Source organism: Burkholderia sp. 4NA327C6 (assembly GCF_005502655.1).
In the GTDB taxonomy this organism is placed as follows: domain Bacteria; phylum Pseudomonadota; class Gammaproteobacteria; order Burkholderiales; family Burkholderiaceae; genus Burkholderia; species Burkholderia contaminans.
Genome location: NZ_SCNZ01000008.1, coordinates 1 through 15,150, shown reverse-complemented (window position 1 = coordinate 15,150; position 15,150 = coordinate 1). Strand labels below are relative to the sequence as shown.

Here is a 15,150-nt window from a genome sequence, read left to right as displayed (position 1 = left end):
GAGTGGGGTCGTGTTGGTTGTGCTCGTGGTGGGTGACGCGCGTGGTGTGCTCACGCGGCCTTCGCGTCGCGCTGCGCGAGCGTCGCGTCGATCGACGCGGCCGCGCGCTTGCCGTCCTGCACGGCCTGCACCGTGAGGTCGACGCCGCCCGTCGCCGCGCAGTCGCCGCCGGCCCACACGTCGGGCCATGCGGTGCGCCCGTCGGCGTCCACCGCGATGCGCGCGCCGTCCGCCGTCAGCAGCGCGGCGTCGATGGCGTCCGGCACCAGCGTCTGGCCGATCGCCTTCAGCACCATGTCCGCCTCGACGGTGAAGCGCTCGCCCGATGCCGCCTCGAACTCGACACCCGTCACCTGCCCGTTCTCCCCCGCCATGCGCACCGGCTTCGCATGCGTGACGAGCGTGACGCCGCTCTTCTGCGCGAACTCGCGCTCGGCCCACGTCGCGCTCATCGCCTCCACGCCGCGCCGGTACACCATCGTCACGCGCTCGGCGCCGAGCTTGCGGCTCTGCACCGCCGCATCGATGGCCGTATTGCCGCCGCCGATCACGACCACGCGCCGCCCGACCGCCACGTTCTCCAGCGCATCGGCCTGCCGCACCTGCTCGATGAAATCGACCGCGTTCATCACGCCGTTCAGTTGCTCGCCGTCGATCGACAGCGCACGCACGCCGCCGAGCCCCATCGCAAGAAACACCGCGTCGTGCTGCTCGCGCAACGCGTCGAGCGTGATGTCACGGCCCAGCGCAACGCCGGTTTGCAACGTGATGCCGCCCACCGACAGCAGCCACGCGACTTCACGCTGCGCGAAATCGTCGACGGTCTTGTACGCGGCGATCCCGTATTCGTTGAGGCCGCCGGCCTTCGGGCGCGCGTCGAACAGCGTGACGCGATGCCCGGCGAGCGCGAGCCGATGCGCGCATGCGAGCCCGGCCGGCCCCGCGCCGACCACCGCGACATGGCGTCCCGTGTCGGGCGCGCGCGTGAAGCGCACCGCGCCGGTCTCCATCGCCCAGTCGGTTGCATGCCGCTGCAGTGCGCCGATCGCGACGGGCTGCGCATCCTGGTGGTTACGCACGCATGCGCCCTCGCACAGGATCTCGGTCGGACACACGCGGGCACACATCCCGCCGAGCGGATTCGCCGACAGGATGTCGGTCGCGGCGCCCTTCAGGTTGCCGTTGCCGATCTTGCGGATGAAGCTCGGGATGTCGATCTGCGTCGGGCAGGCCTGCACGCACGGCGCGTCGTAGCAGTAGTGGCAGCGGCTGGCGGCGGCCGCCGCGGCAGTCGGATCGAGCAGCGGCGCGATGTCGGCGAATTCGCACGAGAGTTGCGTGGACGACAGGCGTTGCGCGGCGATATCGCCGGTTGGCTTGGTGGTCATACGCGTTCCTTCGACTGGGTGGAGACAAAGCCGTCCCCGCCGGCTGCGAATGCACAGTCGGGGCGGTCGTTGTTAGGAATGCTACGGTCAGGCTGTCACGCGTTGATCAGCCTGCCGGCTGCTACGGCCCTGACGTCATGACGCCGGCTCGCATGCACGCGACAGCATCGCGTGCAGCAGCACGTTCGCGCCGGCCTCGATCCAGGCGGGCGTCGCGTCCTCGATCTCGTTGTGGCTGATGCCGTCGACACACGGCACGAACACCATCGACGTCGGTGCGACCTGTGCGAGGTAGCACGCGTCGTGGCCGGCACCCGACACGATGTCGCGATGCGAGAAGCCGAAGCGGTCGGCCGCACTGCGCACGGCTTCCACGCAGGCAGCATCGAACGCCACCGGCTTGTAATAGAAAATCTGCTCGAGTTCGGTCTCGAGCCCGATGTCGCCCGCGATGCGCGCCACGCCTTCGCGCAATGCAGCATCCATCTTCGCGAGCACCGCGTCGTCCGGATGACGGAAATCGACGGTGAAGAACACGCGGCCCGGAATCACGTTGCGCGAGTTCGGATAGACCTGCATCATGCCGACCGTCGCGCAGCCGAACGGCGCATGATCGAGGCCGATCCGGTTGACGAGATCGACCACGCGCGACGCGCCGAGCAGTGCGTCGCGCCGCCGCGGCATCGGCGTCGGCCCCGCGTGCGCTTCCTGGCCGGTGAACGTGATCTCGTACCAGCGCTGTCCCTGCGCGTCGGTCACGACGCCGATCGTCTTGCACTCCGCCTCGAGAATCGGCCCCTGCTCGATATGCAGTTCGAACGCCGCGTGCAGCTTGCGCCCGCCGCACGGCACGTCGCCCGCATAGCCGATGCGCGCCAGCTCCTCGCCGATCGTCTTGCCGTCCACATCCTTGCGCGACAGCCCGTATTCGAGCGGGAACACGCCCGCGAATACGCCCGACGCAACCATCGCCGGCGCGAAGCGCGAGCCTTCCTCGTTGGTCCAGATCACGACCTCGACCGGATGCTCGGTCTCGATGCCATGATCGTTGAGACTCCGAATCACTTCAAGGCCGCCGAGCACGCCGTAGATGCCGTCGAAGCGGCCGCCCGTCGGCTGCGAATCCGCGTGCGAGCCCGTGACGACCGGCGCCGCATCGGCCACGCGGCCCTCGCGGCGCATGAACACGTTGCCCATCGTATCGACCGTCACCGTGCAGCCGGCGGCCTTCGCCCAGCCGACGATCAGGTCGCGGCCGGCCTTGTCGAGATCGGTCAGCGCGAGGCGACACACGCCGCCCTTCGGCGTCGCGCCGATCTTCGCGACTTCCATCAGGCTGTCCCACAACCGCTTGCCGTCGACCTTGATCGACGTGTCGAAAGCTGCCCGCTTCACTGTTTCCGATACCGCGTTCATTCGTATCGCTCCTGTGGGGTCGGTGATGTCGTCAGCCCGGTCTGTGCCGGTGCGTGTCATGCCTGTTTCGGGGCAACGCCGCCCAAGCGCGGTGCATGCCCCGGTCTTCGCGAAGATCGTCCGACGAATCGGGCCGAAAGGTTTCCGCCGCTCGTCGAATCCTGTCCGATTGGACAGGTTTTAGACGATCAAAATGGCCAAATCAATCTCTTTCTTGCGTGAATGGATAGAGCGAGAAACGTGCCACCGCAACGCAGCATGGCGATGAATGCGTGAGATCGGTACGCGTGCGTTCGATGCGAATCAGCGGCTAGAATGAAGCCCAACGCGGCACGCCCGCCGCGCGAGGGCAACGATGAGACATGACGAGGCGACAACCGAAGCCACCGACAGCGACGAAACGCCGGCGCCATTGCGGCGACGCAAGGCGCACATCCGCGAGTCCAACGAAGCGCATCTGCTCGCCTGTGCGGAAGCCGTGTTCGCGGAGCGCGGGCTCGACGGCGCGAGCACCGCGATGATCGCGGAGCGCGCCGGCTTGCCGAAAGCCAACCTGCATTACTACTTCCCGACGAAGCTTGCGTTGTACCGCCGCGTGCTCGACGACCTGTTCGAGGACTGGCATCGCGCGGCCGGTTCGTTCGAGGCCGACGACGATCCCGTCGAAGCGATCGGTGCGTACGTGCGCGCGAAGATGGCGCTGTCGCGGCGGCGCCCGCTCGGCTCGAAGGTCTGGGCCAACGAGATCATCCACGGTGCGGAGCACATGCAGGACATCCTGTCCGAACGCGTGAAGCCGTGGTTCGATACGCGCGTGAAGGTCATCGACAGCTGGATCGCGCGCGGGCTGCTCGCACCGATCGACGCGCATGCGCTGATGTACCTGATCTGGGCCACCACGCAGCACTACGCGGATTTCGATGCGCAGATCCGCGCGCTGAGCGGCAAGCGCACGTTCACGCAGAAGGCGTTCGACGAGAAGACCGAGCAGGTCGTGCAGCTCGTGATTCGTGCGTGCGGGGCGGTGTCGCCGGAGGCGAAGGCGTAGCGCGACAGCGCGATTCGCCAAAAGAACAACGGGTATCGCACTGGTGATTCCCGTGCGATACCCGTCGTACGCGTCGCCACATATGGGCTACGCGTGATGCGTTACACGACGCGCTCGATCGCGATCGCCGTCGCCTCGCCGCCGCCGATGCACAGCGACGCCACGCCGCGCTTCATCCCGTACGTTTCGAGCGCGGCGAGCAGCGTCACCATCACCCGCGCACCCGATGCACCGATCGGATGCCCGAGCGCGCACGCGCCGCCGTGCACGTTGACCTTCTCGTGCGGCAGGTCGAGATCGCGCATCGCGGCCATCGGCACCACCGCGAATGCTTCGTTGATCTCGAACAGGTCGACGTCGCGCAGGTTCCAGCCGGTCTTCTCCGACAGCTTGCGCAGCGCGCCGATCGGCGCGGTCGCGAACAGGCCCGGCTTGTCCGCGTAGGTCGAATGCCCGACGATCACGGCCTTCGGCGTGAGGCCCAGGCGCTCGGCTTCCGAGCGGCGCATCATCACGAGCGCGGCGGCGCCGTCCGAGATCGACGACGCATTCGCGGCCGTCACCGTGCCGCCGTCACGGAACGCAGGCTTCAGCGTCGGGATCTTGTCGAGCTTTGCCTTGCCCGGCTGCTCGTCGATCGACACGACTGTTTCGGCCTTGCCGGCCTTCACGGTCACCGGCGCGATTTCCGACACGAAATGCCCGTCGGCGATCGCCCGTTGCGCGCGCGTCAGCGATGCGATCGCGAACGCGTCCTGCGCTTCACGCGTGAACTGGTACGCCTGTGCGCAATCCTCGGCGAACGTGCCCATCAGGCGGCCTTTCTCGTACGCGTCCTCGAGCCCGTCGAGGAACATGTGATCGAGCACCTGCCCGTGCCCCATGCGCATCCCGGCGCGCGCCTTCGGCAACAGGTACGGCGCATTCGTCATGCTCTCCATCCCGCCCGCGACGGCCACGCCTGCCGAGCCCGCCAGCAGCAGGTCGTGCGCGAACATCGCGGCCTTCATCCCCGAGCCGCACATCTTGTTGACCGTGGTCGCACCGGCCGCGAGCGGCAGCCCGGCCTTCAGCGCGGCCTGCCGCGCCGGCGCCTGCCCCTGGCCCGCCGGCAGCACGCAGCCGAACACGATTTCATCGATACGCTCGGCCGGCACGTTCGCGCGCTCGAGCGCCGCGCGAATCGCTACCGCACCGAGATCGCTCGCGCTGGCGGCCGCCAGGTCGCCCTGGAAACCACCCATCGGCGTACGCGCCATACCAACGATTACGATCGGATCCTGAGTCGTCATGATTCGTTTCCTCCAGTGTCAGCGCGGTGCCATGCGCAACGCGCCATCGAGACGGATGACTTCGCCGTTCAGCATCGTGTTCTCGGCGATGTGGCGCACCAGCGCCGCAAATTCTTCCGGGCGGCCGAGCCGCGGCGGGAACGGCACGCTCTTGCCGAGCGCGTCCTGCACGTCCTGCGGCATGCCGGCCATCATCGGCGTCGCGAAGATGCCCGGCGCGACCGTCACCACGCGAATGCCGAACCGCGCGAGTTCGCGCGCGATCGGCAGCGTCATGCCGACCACGCCGCTCTTCGACGCCGCATACGCGGCCTGCCCGATCTGCCCGTCGAACGCCGCGACCGACGCGGTGTTGACGATCACGCCGCGCTCGCCTTCCGCATTGGGCTCCTGCTTCGACATCGCTTCGGCGGCCAGCCGGATCATGTTGAACGTGCCGACCAGATTGATCGACACCGCACGCGCGAAGCGGTCGAGCGAATGCGGGCCGTCGCGGCCCACCACCTTCTCGCCCGGCGCGACGCCCGCGCAGTTGACGAGCGCGTCGATGCGGCCGAACGCGTCACGCGCGGCTGCGACGGCCGCCTGGCCGTCGGCTTCGCTCGTCACGTCGGTCTTCACGAAGCGCGCAGCCGTGCCAAGCTCGTGCGCGAGGCCCGCACCGGCCTCTTCGTTGACGTCCAGCAGCACGGCCTTGCCGCCTTCAGCGACCACCATGCGCGCCACCGCGGCGCCGAGGCCGGAACCGGCGCCCGTAATCAGAAAAACGCGATCCTTGATATCCATTCGCAGTCCGTACAGTGTGTATTCAGGATTGAGCGGCTTTCTCGGCTTCCATCTTGCGCAATACGAAGCGCTGGATCTTGCCGCTCGGGGTTTTCGGCAGCGCATCGACGAAATCGATCGCGCGCGGATAGGCGTGAGCGGACAGCCGCCGCTTCACGTGCAGGCTCAGTTCCTCGGCCAGCGCCGGCGTGCCGTCGTAGTTTTTCGACAGCACGACGAACGCCTTGACGATCTCAGTGCGCTCCGCGTCCGGCACGCCGATGACGGCGGCCTCGCTCACGGCCGGATGCTCGATCAGCGCGCTTTCCACGTCGAACGGGCCGATCCGGTAGCCGGACGACGTGATCACGTCGTCCGCGCGGCCGATGAAGCTCACGGTGCCGTCCGGCTCCAGCTCGACGTTGTCGCCGGTCCGGTAATAGCCGCCCGCGATCGCCGGCGTGTCCTGCTGCCAGTAGCCGTGGAACCACAGCAACGGCGAGCGCGCGATGTCGATCGCGAGATTGCCGGGCTCGCCCGGGCCGAGTTCGCGGCTCGCTTCGTCGAGCACCGCGACGCGGTAGCCGGGCATCGCGAGGCCGGCCGAACCGGCGTGGACCACGTGCGCGAGGCCGTGGTGGTTGTTCACGACCATCCCGAGTTCGGTCTGGCCGTAGTGATCGTAGATCGGCGCGCCGAGCGCCGCGTCGAACCAGCGCACGACTTCCGGATTCAGCGGTTCGCCCGCGCTGCTGACCACGCGCAGCTTGCCCTTCAGCCGTGCCGCCGCTTCCGTCCCGGCCGCCATCAGCATCCGGTAGGCCGTCGGCGAGCCGGCGAGGCTCGTGATCCCGAGCCGTTCGATCACGTCATACGTGCTGTCGACCGTGAAACCGCCTTCGTAGAGCGTCGTCGCGTGCCCGAGCAGCAGCGGGCCCGTGATCGCGTAATAGAGGCCGTACGCCCAGCCCGGATCGGCGATGTTCCAGAAGCGGTCGTCGGCACGCAGGTCCACCGCTTCACGCATGTATGCGCCGAACGCGAGCAGCGCGCGCAGCGGCACCGGCACGCCCTTCGGCAAACCTGTCGTGCCCGACGTCGACATCATCATGAACAGGTCTGTGCCCTTGCGCAGCACCGGCTCGAACGAATCGGGCTGCGCGTCGAGCGCCGCACGGAAATCGATGTCGTTTTCCGGCAGCGTCTCGCCCGGCTCGCGCACCGTCGCGACGGGCGGGCAACCGGCGATCTCGTCGAGCTTCGCGCGATTCGCGACGTTGGTCACGACCAGGCGCGCGTCGCTCATGCGCAGCCGGTGCTCGATCGCCTTCGGGCCGAAGGCGGTGAACAGCGGCTGGTAGACGGCGCCCGCGCGCCACGTGCCGAGGATCGTCGCGACGAGTTCGGGCGTGCGCGGCAACAGTCCCGCCACCACGTCGCCCGGCTTCACGCCCTGCGCAACCAGCAGGTTCGCGACGCGCGCCGACAGCGCCTTCATCTGAGCAAACGTGTAGCGGTGGTGCTGGCCGCCGGCGTCGATCCAGTCGAGCGCGACCGCATCCGCCGATGCGTGGCGATCGCAGCATTCCACGCACGCATTCAGGCCGCGCTCCAGGTCGCCGTGCAGTTGCTTCGCGGCGGTCTCGATACTAAACCGGGCCACGGCGTCGGCATAGGCCGGCACCGCGCGGGCGGTAGCTCCATCAGACATGCGTGTCTCCTGTGCGTTATGGCCGCCGGCGAGCCAGGGGCGCGACGGGGGATACATCGATAGTAGACAGCCCGTACATTGCAATCAATGACAAACAGAATCTAGAATCGTGATCGCTTTTGCCATGTCGGGAGGACGCTGGAAAATGGGGCCGCAGATGATTTCGTCGGATTTCGTTCACGATGCGCTGGCGTGCCTGCGCCGGCAAGGCCTTCCGACGGAGCCCGTGCTGCGTGCCGCCGGCCTGCCGGCCACCGTGCGCGAGCCCGTCACGCCGCAGCAGTACGGCCGGCTGTGGCTCGCGATCGCCGGCGCGCTCGACGACGAGTTCTTCGGCCTCGCCGCACGCCCGATGCGGCGCGGCAGCTTCACGCTGCTGTGCCATGCGGTGCTGCACGCCGGCACGCTCGACAAGGCGCTGCGGCGCGCGCTGCAGTTCCTGCGGGTGGTGCTCGACGAGCCGCGTGGCGAGCTCATCGTGGCCGACGGGCAGGCGCAGATCGTGCTGACGCAGACGGGCGCGCCCTACCCGGCGTTCGCGTACCGGACATTCTGGCTGATCCTGCTTGGCGTCGCGTGCTGGCTGATCGGCCGGCGCATTCCGCTGCAGCGGATCGACTTCGCATGCCCGAGCCCCGACCAGCGCAGTGACTATCACCAGTTCTTCGGCGTGCCCGTGCATTTCGACCGGCCCGACAGCCGGCTCGCATTCAATGCCGCATACCTCGCGCTGCCGACGATCCGCTCCGAGCAGGCGCTGAAGACTTTCCTGCGTGGCGCGCCCGGCAACCTGCTCGTCCGCTACCGGCACGACACGGGCTGGGTCGCGAGGACACGCGCGCAGCTGAAAACGCAACCGGCCGCGGAGTGGCCCGACTTCGACACGCTGGCCGTACGCCTCGACACGACGCCCGCGACGCTGCGGCGGCGGCTGCGTAGCGAAGGGCAAAGCTTCGCGGCAATCAAGGACGAGCTGCGCGGCGCGCTGGCCCAGTCGCTGCTGCGCGGCAATGCGCTCAGCGTCGCGGAGATCGCGGCCGAGCTCGGCTTCACCGAGCCGAGCGCGTTTCATCGCGCGTTCCGGAAATGGACGGGCACGAGCCCGGGTGCGTTCCGGCGGGACGTGCATGCGGCGGAGGGAGAGCCGGGCGTGGCGAGCGGATGAGGCGGCAAGCAGCCGTCGACACCGAACACCCGGCCGACACGGAAACGCTCACGCGACGCGCTGCAGCGGCCGCGAGAACAGCTTGCACCCCCGCGTAGTAGACGAGCGACGTCAGCGACAAACCGACGATCCACGACACGTCCGCGCCGCCGAGCCGGCTCGCCAGTTCTCCTGTATAGAGGTCGGTCCTGCCCCATCGCAATCCCGCTGCCGTTTGTTTGCGTGCGATCGCATCGGCTTTCCAGTGCGATGCGACGTGACACCCGCTGCGACACGTGGCCGGCACGACGTTGCGCACCGGCCCGTCCGGCCACATACTGGTCGGCCTGCGCGAACGAGGGTGCGTCGATGATGAGTGTCGATCAGGGCGCCGCTTCGATCTTTGGCGTGATCGGAACGGCCGTGTCTTTGCTGGCGGCGATTCCGTATGCGCTCGCAATCTACCGGCGCACGGTTCGTCCGCATCTGTTCACATGGCTCGTGTGGTCGGTCGTCACGGCGATCGCGGCTGCCGGCCAGTTCGTCGCGGGTGCCGGGCCATCCGCGTGGTGCACGGCAGCCATTGCCGTTACCTGCTTCCTGACGCTGGTGGCGAGCATCTTTCGGGGCGAACGCGGCTGGACACGCATCGACTGGTTTTTCCTGGTCGCGGCCCTGTCGGCCATTCCGCTGTGGATGCTGACCGACGACCCGACGCTCTCGATCTGCCTGGTCACGCTGATCGAGCTGGCCGGGCTCGGCCCGACCGTCCGCAAGACGCTCCACGATCCGTGGAGCGAGAGCCTCGCGTATTTCGCGCTGTGCGTGCTCAAGTACGCGCTGGCCTTGCTGGCGTTGCGCACATGGAGCCTCGCGGTCGCGTTCTATCCGGCCGTCAACGTCATCGCATCGATCGGTATCTGCGTGGTGATGCTCGTTCGGCGTCAATCGCTGTCGAACGCGCGGTAGACGGTATCCGTCGGTGCGGTATGTTCGTTGCTGCTGTTGCTCGCCGGTATGAGCTGAACCACCAATCTTCAAAGACGATGCGAGGCCCTCAAATGGATGCAATCCGCACAGCGATCGAATCCAGTGAAATCGCGCTTCGCGCCGCGATGCTGGCCAACGATGTCGAAGCGCTCGATGCGTTGCTGGATGACGATCTGGTGTTCACCGTCCCGACCGGCCAGGTCATCTCGAAGGAAGACGACCTGGCCGCGCATCGCGCGAAGCTGCTGCGCCTCGACAGACTCGATGTGCAGGAAACACACGCATACGCGATCGGCGGAATGATCCTGACCACGACGAAGGCGATACTCGCCGGTCATTTCGACGGCACGGCGTTCGAGGGCGCGTTTGCCTATACTCGGCTCTGGCGCCTATCATCCGCCGGCTGGCGCGTCGTCGCCGGCCATGCATCGCAGGTCGCCTAGCCGCGTCGAGCACGACGTTCCCTGGAACCGGCGAGCACGAATCCGGCGTCGAGTCGACGCGGGCCGGGCGATACCCTCGACGAAGCTGTCGGCCATCACAGGAGACGAGATGCACAAGGCATTCACCGTGCGCGCGGCCCGTCCCGCGGACGCGGACGCACTCACGCGACTGGCTCGCATTTCGAAGGCACACTGGGGCTATCCGCAGGACTGGCTCGACTTGTGGCAGAGCGATCTCACGATTGTGCCGGAGACGATCGACGGGTCGATCGGATACGTTGCGGAATCAGGCGCGGCAATCATCGGGTTCTGGGTCAGGGCGTCATCGGAATCGGAGCACCCGACGCCCGGATGGCTGTTCGTCCATCCCGACCACATGGGCCGCGGTGTCGCCCGGGCACTATGGGAAGAGGTCCGCAGGGAAAGCGCCGCGAGAGGGATCAGAAGCTTCGTGATCGAAGCAGACCCCAATGCGGTTCCGTTCTATCTGGCGCTCGGCGCTGAAAAAATCGGCGAAAAGGAATCGGGCGTCGTCCCGGGCAGGTTCTTCCCGATCCTGAGGATCACGATCTGATTGCAACGTCCGTCGGCACCGCCGCCAGACGTACCCGGTATCACCCTTCTCACGCTGGCTGCAACGTCATCGCGCGGCGGTCCTCGAGCTTGAACTCGCCGACCGTCTGCGCGAGCCTGGCGGCCTGCTCGCGCAGCAATGTCGCGGCCGCCGCCGACTGCTCGACGAGCGCCGCGTTCTGCTGCGTCGCATTGTCGAGTTGCGACACCGCCTGATTCACCTGCTCGATCCCCGTGCTCTGCTCCTTGGCGGCGACGGTAATTTCCGCAATCACGCTCGTGATGCCGCGCACGCCCTCGACGATTTCGTTCATCGTCGTACCGGCCGTCTGGACGAGTCCCGAGCCCCCCTCGATCTTCTCGACCGACGAGTGAATCAACTGCTTGATTTCCTTGGCGGCCTGCGCGCTGCGCTGCGCGAGCGCACGCACCTCGCCCGCGACGACCGCAAAGCCCCGGCCGTGCTCGTTCGCACGTGCGGCCTCGACGGCAGCGTTCAACGCGAGAATGTTGGTCTGGAACGCGATGCCGTCGATCACGCCGACGATGTTGGCGATCTCGCTCGATGCCTGCGTGATCTCGTTCATCGTCGCGACGACTTCGCTGACGACCGTGCCGCCGCGCACCGCGACGTCCGACGCCGATTCCGCCAGACGGCTCACCTGGCTCGCGGCATCGGCCGAGTTGCGGGCCGTGCCGGCGATTTCCTCGAGCGCGGCGGCCGTTTCCTGCAAGCTCGATGCGGCATGCTCGGTCCGGCCGGACAGATCCTGGTTGCCCTGCGCGATCTCGGCGCTCGCGAGATTGACGGATTCGCTGAACTCGCGAATCTGCAGCAGGATCGTACTGATCTTTTCGGCGAACAGATTGAACGCATGCGCGATCTGCGCGGCTTCGTCCGCGCCGTCGGCGGGCAAGCGTTTCGTCAGGTCGCCGCTGCCGGTCGACACATCCGTCAGCGCGTCGCGGACCAGCAGGATGCGCTTGAAGGCTGCGTTCGTCATCGCACCGACGAGCGCGGCTGCGATCACGGCCACGATCAGGATCGCCGCCAGCGTCGTCGTCGCGACCGCGCGCATGCCGGCCGTCACGTCCGCCTTGTCGAGCGCGAGCACGAGGGACCAATCGGTACCGGCGATCGGCTGGGCCCGCACCAGCTTGGTGGCGCCGTCGATGTCGACAGCGACGGGCTTGGACGCTGACTGCAGCGCGCCGAGGTGGTCGGCGTCGAGTGCAGGGGAAAGACCGGTCGCCGGCTTCATGATCAGGTCGGTCTTGGCCGACGCAATCACGCGCCCACTCTTGTCCACCAGAAATGCGAAGCTCGCGGGTGTCGGGTGTACCGAGGTCACGATCGAGCTCACGCTCTCCATGAACAGGCTGGCGGCCAGCACGCCCTTCACCGTGCCGTCGCGCACCACCGGCACCGCGAACGCAACAGCCGGCTTGCCGGTCGTTGCATCACGATAGAGTGCCGTCACGACCAGGCTGCCGGCGCTGACGGCCTGCTTGTACCACGGGCGTGCCGTCGGGTCGTAGCCGGGGGCGAGCGGCACGTTCGAGAACGCGGTCTTGTCCGGCAGGCCGAGCGTCAATACTTCGAAACCGCCCGACTTCCCGAGCAGCTTCAGCGCCGGCAGGGGATCCCCTTCGCCGATGGCGATCGTGTCTGCGAGTGCCTGGGTTTCCCGGCCTCTGCTGGCCACCCATTCGTTGATCGCCAGCGCGTGCCCGGCGAGGATCGACTTGTGATTCTGGTCGATTGTCTCGTCGTTGTGTTGCTTGACGACGTAATAGACCAGGCCGCCTGTCACGGCCAGCGCCGTTACCACGATGGCGACGCAGGTCGCGAGTATCCGTGCACGAATCGAGGACAACATGATGACTTCGATCTCCGTTACCGCGTTATAGGAATGGGGTCGCCAAAAACAGGCAACGTCCTGTTTAACGACAGCGGCTGGGGGAACTTAAGGCCTGACTGGCCAGACCAGTGCGGGTAACGGTTCGTCGGAGTCGCCGATTGGGGGACGGACGGGCTGGTCCGACAAGTCGGATACCGTGCGACTGCCCGAGATACGTAGAGGAGGAGGCATTCGGCAGCAGATTTTTTCTCTCGCCACAATATTCGCGCGCCTGAAACGTCTTCAGGCACATGGAATCGCCACCCACTTCGCAAACGATGACGGACCCAGACCGCGACATCACAGCGACAGTGATGCGTGAACGATCGAGGCTAGTGAATTTCATCCGGCGTCGGATTCGCGACCCGGACGACGCCGAGGACATCCTGCAGGACGTGTTTCACGAATTCGTACAGGCGTATCGACTTCCTGCGCCAATCGAGCAGGCGAGCGCGTGGCTTTTCCGTGCCGCACGCAACCGGATCGTTGACCGCTTTCGCAAAAAGAAGGAGCAGCCGCTGACCGATCTGTCCGAGGTCGACGATGACACAAGCGGTGAGTACCGCCTGGACCTCGCGCTACCGGCGCATGATGCCGGCCCCGAAGCGCTCTACGCTCGCACGCTGGTGCTCAAGGCTTTGCAGGATGCGCTCGACGAGTTGCCGACGAATCAGCGTGAGGTATTTATCGCCCACGAGCTGGAGGGCCGGTCCTTCAAGGAAATGGCCGCACAAAGCGGTGTCGCGCTCAATACGCTGCTCGCTCGCAAACGCTATGCGGTCCTGCATTTGCGTGCCCGACTGCAGCCCATTTATGACGAACTGGATAACACCTAGAGGAATCGACAGATGAATTTCCGAATCAGATGTGCAGGCAAGGCGCTTCTCGTGTTGATCGCGTTAGGCGTGCTCGGATGGGTCGTCATGATGTTATGGAACTGGGTGATTCCGGCGCTGTTCGTCGGCGCCCGGACGATCGACTTCGCCCATGCGCTGGGCCTGCTCGTGTTGAGCCGCATCCTGTTCGGCGGATTCCGCGGACATCACGGCTGGCGCGGCCGACGCCACTGGCGCGAGTGGGAATCCATGACACCGGAGGAACGCGAGCACTTCCGGACCGCGTGGCGATCCGGCAGCAACCGGCCCACGGGAGAATGAACATGCCCGACAAGTCAACGGACGACTGCAAACAGCAGCCGGGGGTGATTGCGCCGGTCGTCGATCTGAAGCGCTGCGAAGGCAAAGGGGATTGTGTCGCGGTTTGCCCCGAGAACGTGTTCGAGATCCGGCGCATCGACAAAGTCGATTACCTCGGCCTTGACCTGATGCATCGCCTGAAGCAGCGCGTGCATGGCATGAAGGTCGCCTATACGCCGAATGCAGACGCGTGCCGGTCATGCGGACTGTGTGTGACGGCGTGCCCCGAACGCGCGATCACGCTCGCCCGAACGGCATAGCAACACCATGTATCGCCGATATCGAGCGACAGCGCAGCGACTCTGACGGGGAAGGCTGTCGTTGGAGGCATCGTCGACCGGATCAATCGCGTCAAGGAACGCACATGACTTCACCCACCATCGCCCTTCTGCAGCGGCTCCACGAAGAGAGCCGCACCGAAATCGTCGCCCGCGCCCGCGCGCAATTTCAGGGATCGAACGAGGATTTTCTGTCGTTGGCCGAGGAATACGAAGCGATCGCGCCCCGTCTGCGGGGGCGGTTTCTCGAAACGTTCGGGCTGTCCAGCGACGACTTCGATTCCCCCGAAGGCAGTCCGCTATCGTTGGCCGTGTCGCCGGAAACGGGCGGATTCTTGCGCAACATGGTGCTCTCGCAACGACCGGCCAGAATCCTTGAACTCGGCAGTTCATGCGGCGTATCCACGCTGTATTTCGCCGAGGCGCTGCGCACGTTGGGCCGTGGCGTGGTCGTCGCGACCGAACGCGATGCGCTCAAGATCACGCGCTTGTGCGATCACGTCAGGACGGCGGGCCTGGATGCCTATGTCGACATGCGGGAGGGCGACGTATTCGAGACCGTCGTCGAACTGGACGGTACTTTCGACATGGTGTTCATCGATGTATGGGCCGACGCCTATCTGAAACTGTTCAGGCAGATCGAGCGCCTGCTGCGCCCGGGATCGGTCGTGCTGGCCGACAACATGTACACGGCAGAGGACGCCGTTCGACCGTACAAGCATTACCTGGACAACGACCCGCGGTTTTCGACCACTACCCTGGACTTTGAATCGGGAGTCGAATTTACGGTCGTCGTTTCTTGAGTGGGGAGTCTGTCGAAACGCTTATTCCATGGGATCTCGGGCTAAAGGACAGCGCCGCCCGTCTTGATCCCTTGTGCATTTCCGCCGCACCAATGCAAAAACCCCCGCCTTTCGGGCGGGGGTTTCTGGCTTAGGGAGCCTGACGATTACCTACTTTCACACGGGAATCCGCACTATCATCGGCGTAGAGTCGTTTCACGGT

General features: G+C 66.3%; 15 protein-coding genes. 9 read left to right on the top strand and 6 right to left on the bottom strand.

The window, feature by feature from the left end:
• Positions 1-50: 50 nt before the first annotated feature.
• Entirely contained in the window at positions 51-1,388 is a 1,338-nt protein-coding gene (locus FFS49_RS10540; protein WP_105815511.1) for an NAD(P)-dependent oxidoreductase, read from the bottom strand.
• Between the two features lie 135 nt (positions 1,389-1,523).
• On the bottom strand, positions 1,524-2,804 hold the full coding sequence (locus tag FFS49_RS10535; RefSeq protein WP_105815510.1) for a Zn-dependent hydrolase: 1,281 nt from the start codon (positions 2,802-2,804) through the stop codon (positions 1,524-1,526).
• Positions 2,805-3,159: 355 nt separating this feature from the next.
• Between FFS49_RS10535 and FFS49_RS10530 the strand changes: the two genes are divergently transcribed.
• Positions 3,160-3,852, top strand: coding sequence for a TetR/AcrR family transcriptional regulator (locus FFS49_RS10530; RefSeq protein ID WP_105815509.1), 693 nt, complete (start codon positions 3,160-3,162; stop codon positions 3,850-3,852).
• A 101-nt stretch (positions 3,853-3,953) separates the two neighbouring features.
• On the opposite strand, the gene FFS49_RS10525 is transcribed toward FFS49_RS10530, so the two are convergent.
• From FFS49_RS10525 to FFS49_RS10515, 3 genes are read right to left on the bottom strand one after another with little or no spacing between them, the layout of a single operon-like run.
• A complete protein-coding gene (locus tag FFS49_RS10525) occupies positions 3,954-5,144 on the bottom strand; it encodes an acetyl-CoA C-acetyltransferase (protein WP_105815508.1) in 1,191 nt (396 codons plus the stop codon).
• Between the two features lie 18 nt (positions 5,145-5,162).
• Positions 5,163-5,930: a 3-hydroxyacyl-CoA dehydrogenase gene (locus tag FFS49_RS10520; RefSeq protein ID WP_039343179.1), complete on the bottom strand. Its 768-nt coding sequence runs from the start codon at positions 5,928-5,930 to the stop codon at positions 5,163-5,165.
• A gap of 22 nt (positions 5,931-5,952) precedes the next feature.
• Positions 5,953-7,620, bottom strand: a complete 1,668-nt coding sequence (locus tag FFS49_RS10515) for an acyl-CoA synthetase (RefSeq protein WP_105815507.1) — start codon at positions 7,618-7,620, stop codon at positions 5,953-5,955.
• Between the two features lie 145 nt (positions 7,621-7,765).
• Between FFS49_RS10515 and FFS49_RS10505 the strand changes: the two genes are divergently transcribed.
• The 4 genes from FFS49_RS10505 (at position 7,766) to FFS49_RS10485 (ending at position 10,771) form a co-directional block, all read left to right on the top strand.
• A complete protein-coding gene (locus FFS49_RS10505; protein ID WP_105815506.1) occupies positions 7,766-8,785 on the top strand; it encodes an AraC family transcriptional regulator in 1,020 nt (339 codons plus the stop codon).
• 348 nt (positions 8,786-9,133) lie between these two features.
• A complete protein-coding gene (locus FFS49_RS10495; RefSeq protein WP_105815505.1) occupies positions 9,134-9,733 on the top strand; it encodes a hypothetical protein in 600 nt (199 codons plus the stop codon).
• Between the two features lie 92 nt (positions 9,734-9,825).
• Positions 9,826-10,197, top strand: coding sequence for a nuclear transport factor 2 family protein (locus tag FFS49_RS10490; RefSeq protein ID WP_105815504.1), 372 nt, complete (start codon positions 9,826-9,828; stop codon positions 10,195-10,197).
• Positions 10,198-10,306: 109 nt separating this feature from the next.
• Positions 10,307-10,771 (top strand): GNAT family N-acetyltransferase, encoded by a 465-nt coding sequence (locus FFS49_RS10485; protein WP_105815503.1) that lies wholly within the window; start codon positions 10,307-10,309, stop codon positions 10,769-10,771.
• A 49-nt stretch (positions 10,772-10,820) separates the two neighbouring features.
• Here FFS49_RS10485 and FFS49_RS10480 read toward each other — a convergent pair whose 3' ends face one another.
• A complete protein-coding gene (locus FFS49_RS10480) occupies positions 10,821-12,650 on the bottom strand; it encodes a methyl-accepting chemotaxis protein (protein ID WP_039343159.1) in 1,830 nt (609 codons plus the stop codon).
• A 272-nt stretch (positions 12,651-12,922) separates the two neighbouring features.
• Between FFS49_RS10480 and FFS49_RS10475 the strand changes: the two genes are divergently transcribed.
• The 4 genes from FFS49_RS10475 (at position 12,923) to FFS49_RS10460 (ending at position 14,948) form a co-directional block, all read left to right on the top strand.
• Positions 12,923-13,507: a sigma-70 family RNA polymerase sigma factor gene (locus FFS49_RS10475; protein ID WP_171026751.1), complete on the top strand. Its 585-nt coding sequence runs from the start codon at positions 12,923-12,925 to the stop codon at positions 13,505-13,507.
• 12 nt (positions 13,508-13,519) lie between these two features.
• On the top strand, positions 13,520-13,828 hold the full coding sequence (locus FFS49_RS10470) for a hypothetical protein (RefSeq protein WP_105815501.1): 309 nt from the start codon (positions 13,520-13,522) through the stop codon (positions 13,826-13,828).
• Between the two features lie 2 nt (positions 13,829-13,830).
• Positions 13,831-14,127, top strand: coding sequence for a 4Fe-4S dicluster domain-containing protein (locus FFS49_RS10465; protein WP_105815500.1), 297 nt, complete (start codon positions 13,831-13,833; stop codon positions 14,125-14,127).
• Between the two features lie 104 nt (positions 14,128-14,231).
• Complete coding sequence (locus FFS49_RS10460; RefSeq protein WP_105815499.1) at positions 14,232-14,948, top strand: class I SAM-dependent methyltransferase; 717 nt, start codon at positions 14,232-14,234, stop codon at positions 14,946-14,948.
• The last annotated feature ends 202 nt before the right edge of the window (positions 14,949-15,150 follow it).

Bases quoted from the DNA above. Each gene is read 5' to 3' on its own strand.
- FFS49_RS10490 (WP_105815504.1), top strand. From the start codon at position 9,826: ATGGATGCAATCCGCACAGCGATCGAATCCAGTGAAATCGCGCTTCGC.
- FFS49_RS10470 (WP_105815501.1), top strand. From the start codon at position 13,520: ATGAATTTCCGAATCAGATGTGCAGGCAAGGCGCTTCTCGTGTTGATC.
- FFS49_RS10465 (WP_105815500.1), top strand. From the start codon at position 13,831: ATGCCCGACAAGTCAACGGACGACTGCAAACAGCAGCCGGGGGTGATT.
- FFS49_RS10505 (WP_105815506.1), top strand. From the start codon at position 7,766: ATGGGGCCGCAGATGATTTCGTCGGATTTCGTTCACGATGCGCTGGCG.
- FFS49_RS10475 (WP_171026751.1), top strand. From the start codon at position 12,923: ATGGAATCGCCACCCACTTCGCAAACGATGACGGACCCAGACCGCGAC.
- FFS49_RS10515 (WP_105815507.1), bottom strand. From the start codon at position 7,620: ATGTCTGATGGAGCTACCGCCCGCGCGGTGCCGGCCTATGCCGACGCC.
- FFS49_RS10485 (WP_105815503.1), top strand. From the start codon at position 10,307: ATGCACAAGGCATTCACCGTGCGCGCGGCCCGTCCCGCGGACGCGGAC.
- FFS49_RS10525 (WP_105815508.1), bottom strand. From the start codon at position 5,144: ATGACGACTCAGGATCCGATCGTAATCGTTGGTATGGCGCGTACGCCG.
- FFS49_RS10540 (WP_105815511.1), bottom strand. From the start codon at position 1,388: ATGACCACCAAGCCAACCGGCGATATCGCCGCGCAACGCCTGTCGTCC.
- FFS49_RS10535 (WP_105815510.1), bottom strand. From the start codon at position 2,804: ATGAACGCGGTATCGGAAACAGTGAAGCGGGCAGCTTTCGACACGTCG.
- FFS49_RS10530 (WP_105815509.1), top strand. From the start codon at position 3,160: ATGAGACATGACGAGGCGACAACCGAAGCCACCGACAGCGACGAAACG.
- FFS49_RS10495 (WP_105815505.1), top strand. From the start codon at position 9,134: ATGATGAGTGTCGATCAGGGCGCCGCTTCGATCTTTGGCGTGATCGGA.
- FFS49_RS10480 (WP_039343159.1), bottom strand. From the start codon at position 12,650: ATGTTGTCCTCGATTCGTGCACGGATACTCGCGACCTGCGTCGCCATC.
- FFS49_RS10520 (WP_039343179.1), bottom strand. From the start codon at position 5,930: ATGGATATCAAGGATCGCGTTTTTCTGATTACGGGCGCCGGTTCCGGC.
- FFS49_RS10460 (WP_105815499.1), top strand. From the start codon at position 14,232: ATGACTTCACCCACCATCGCCCTTCTGCAGCGGCTCCACGAAGAGAGC.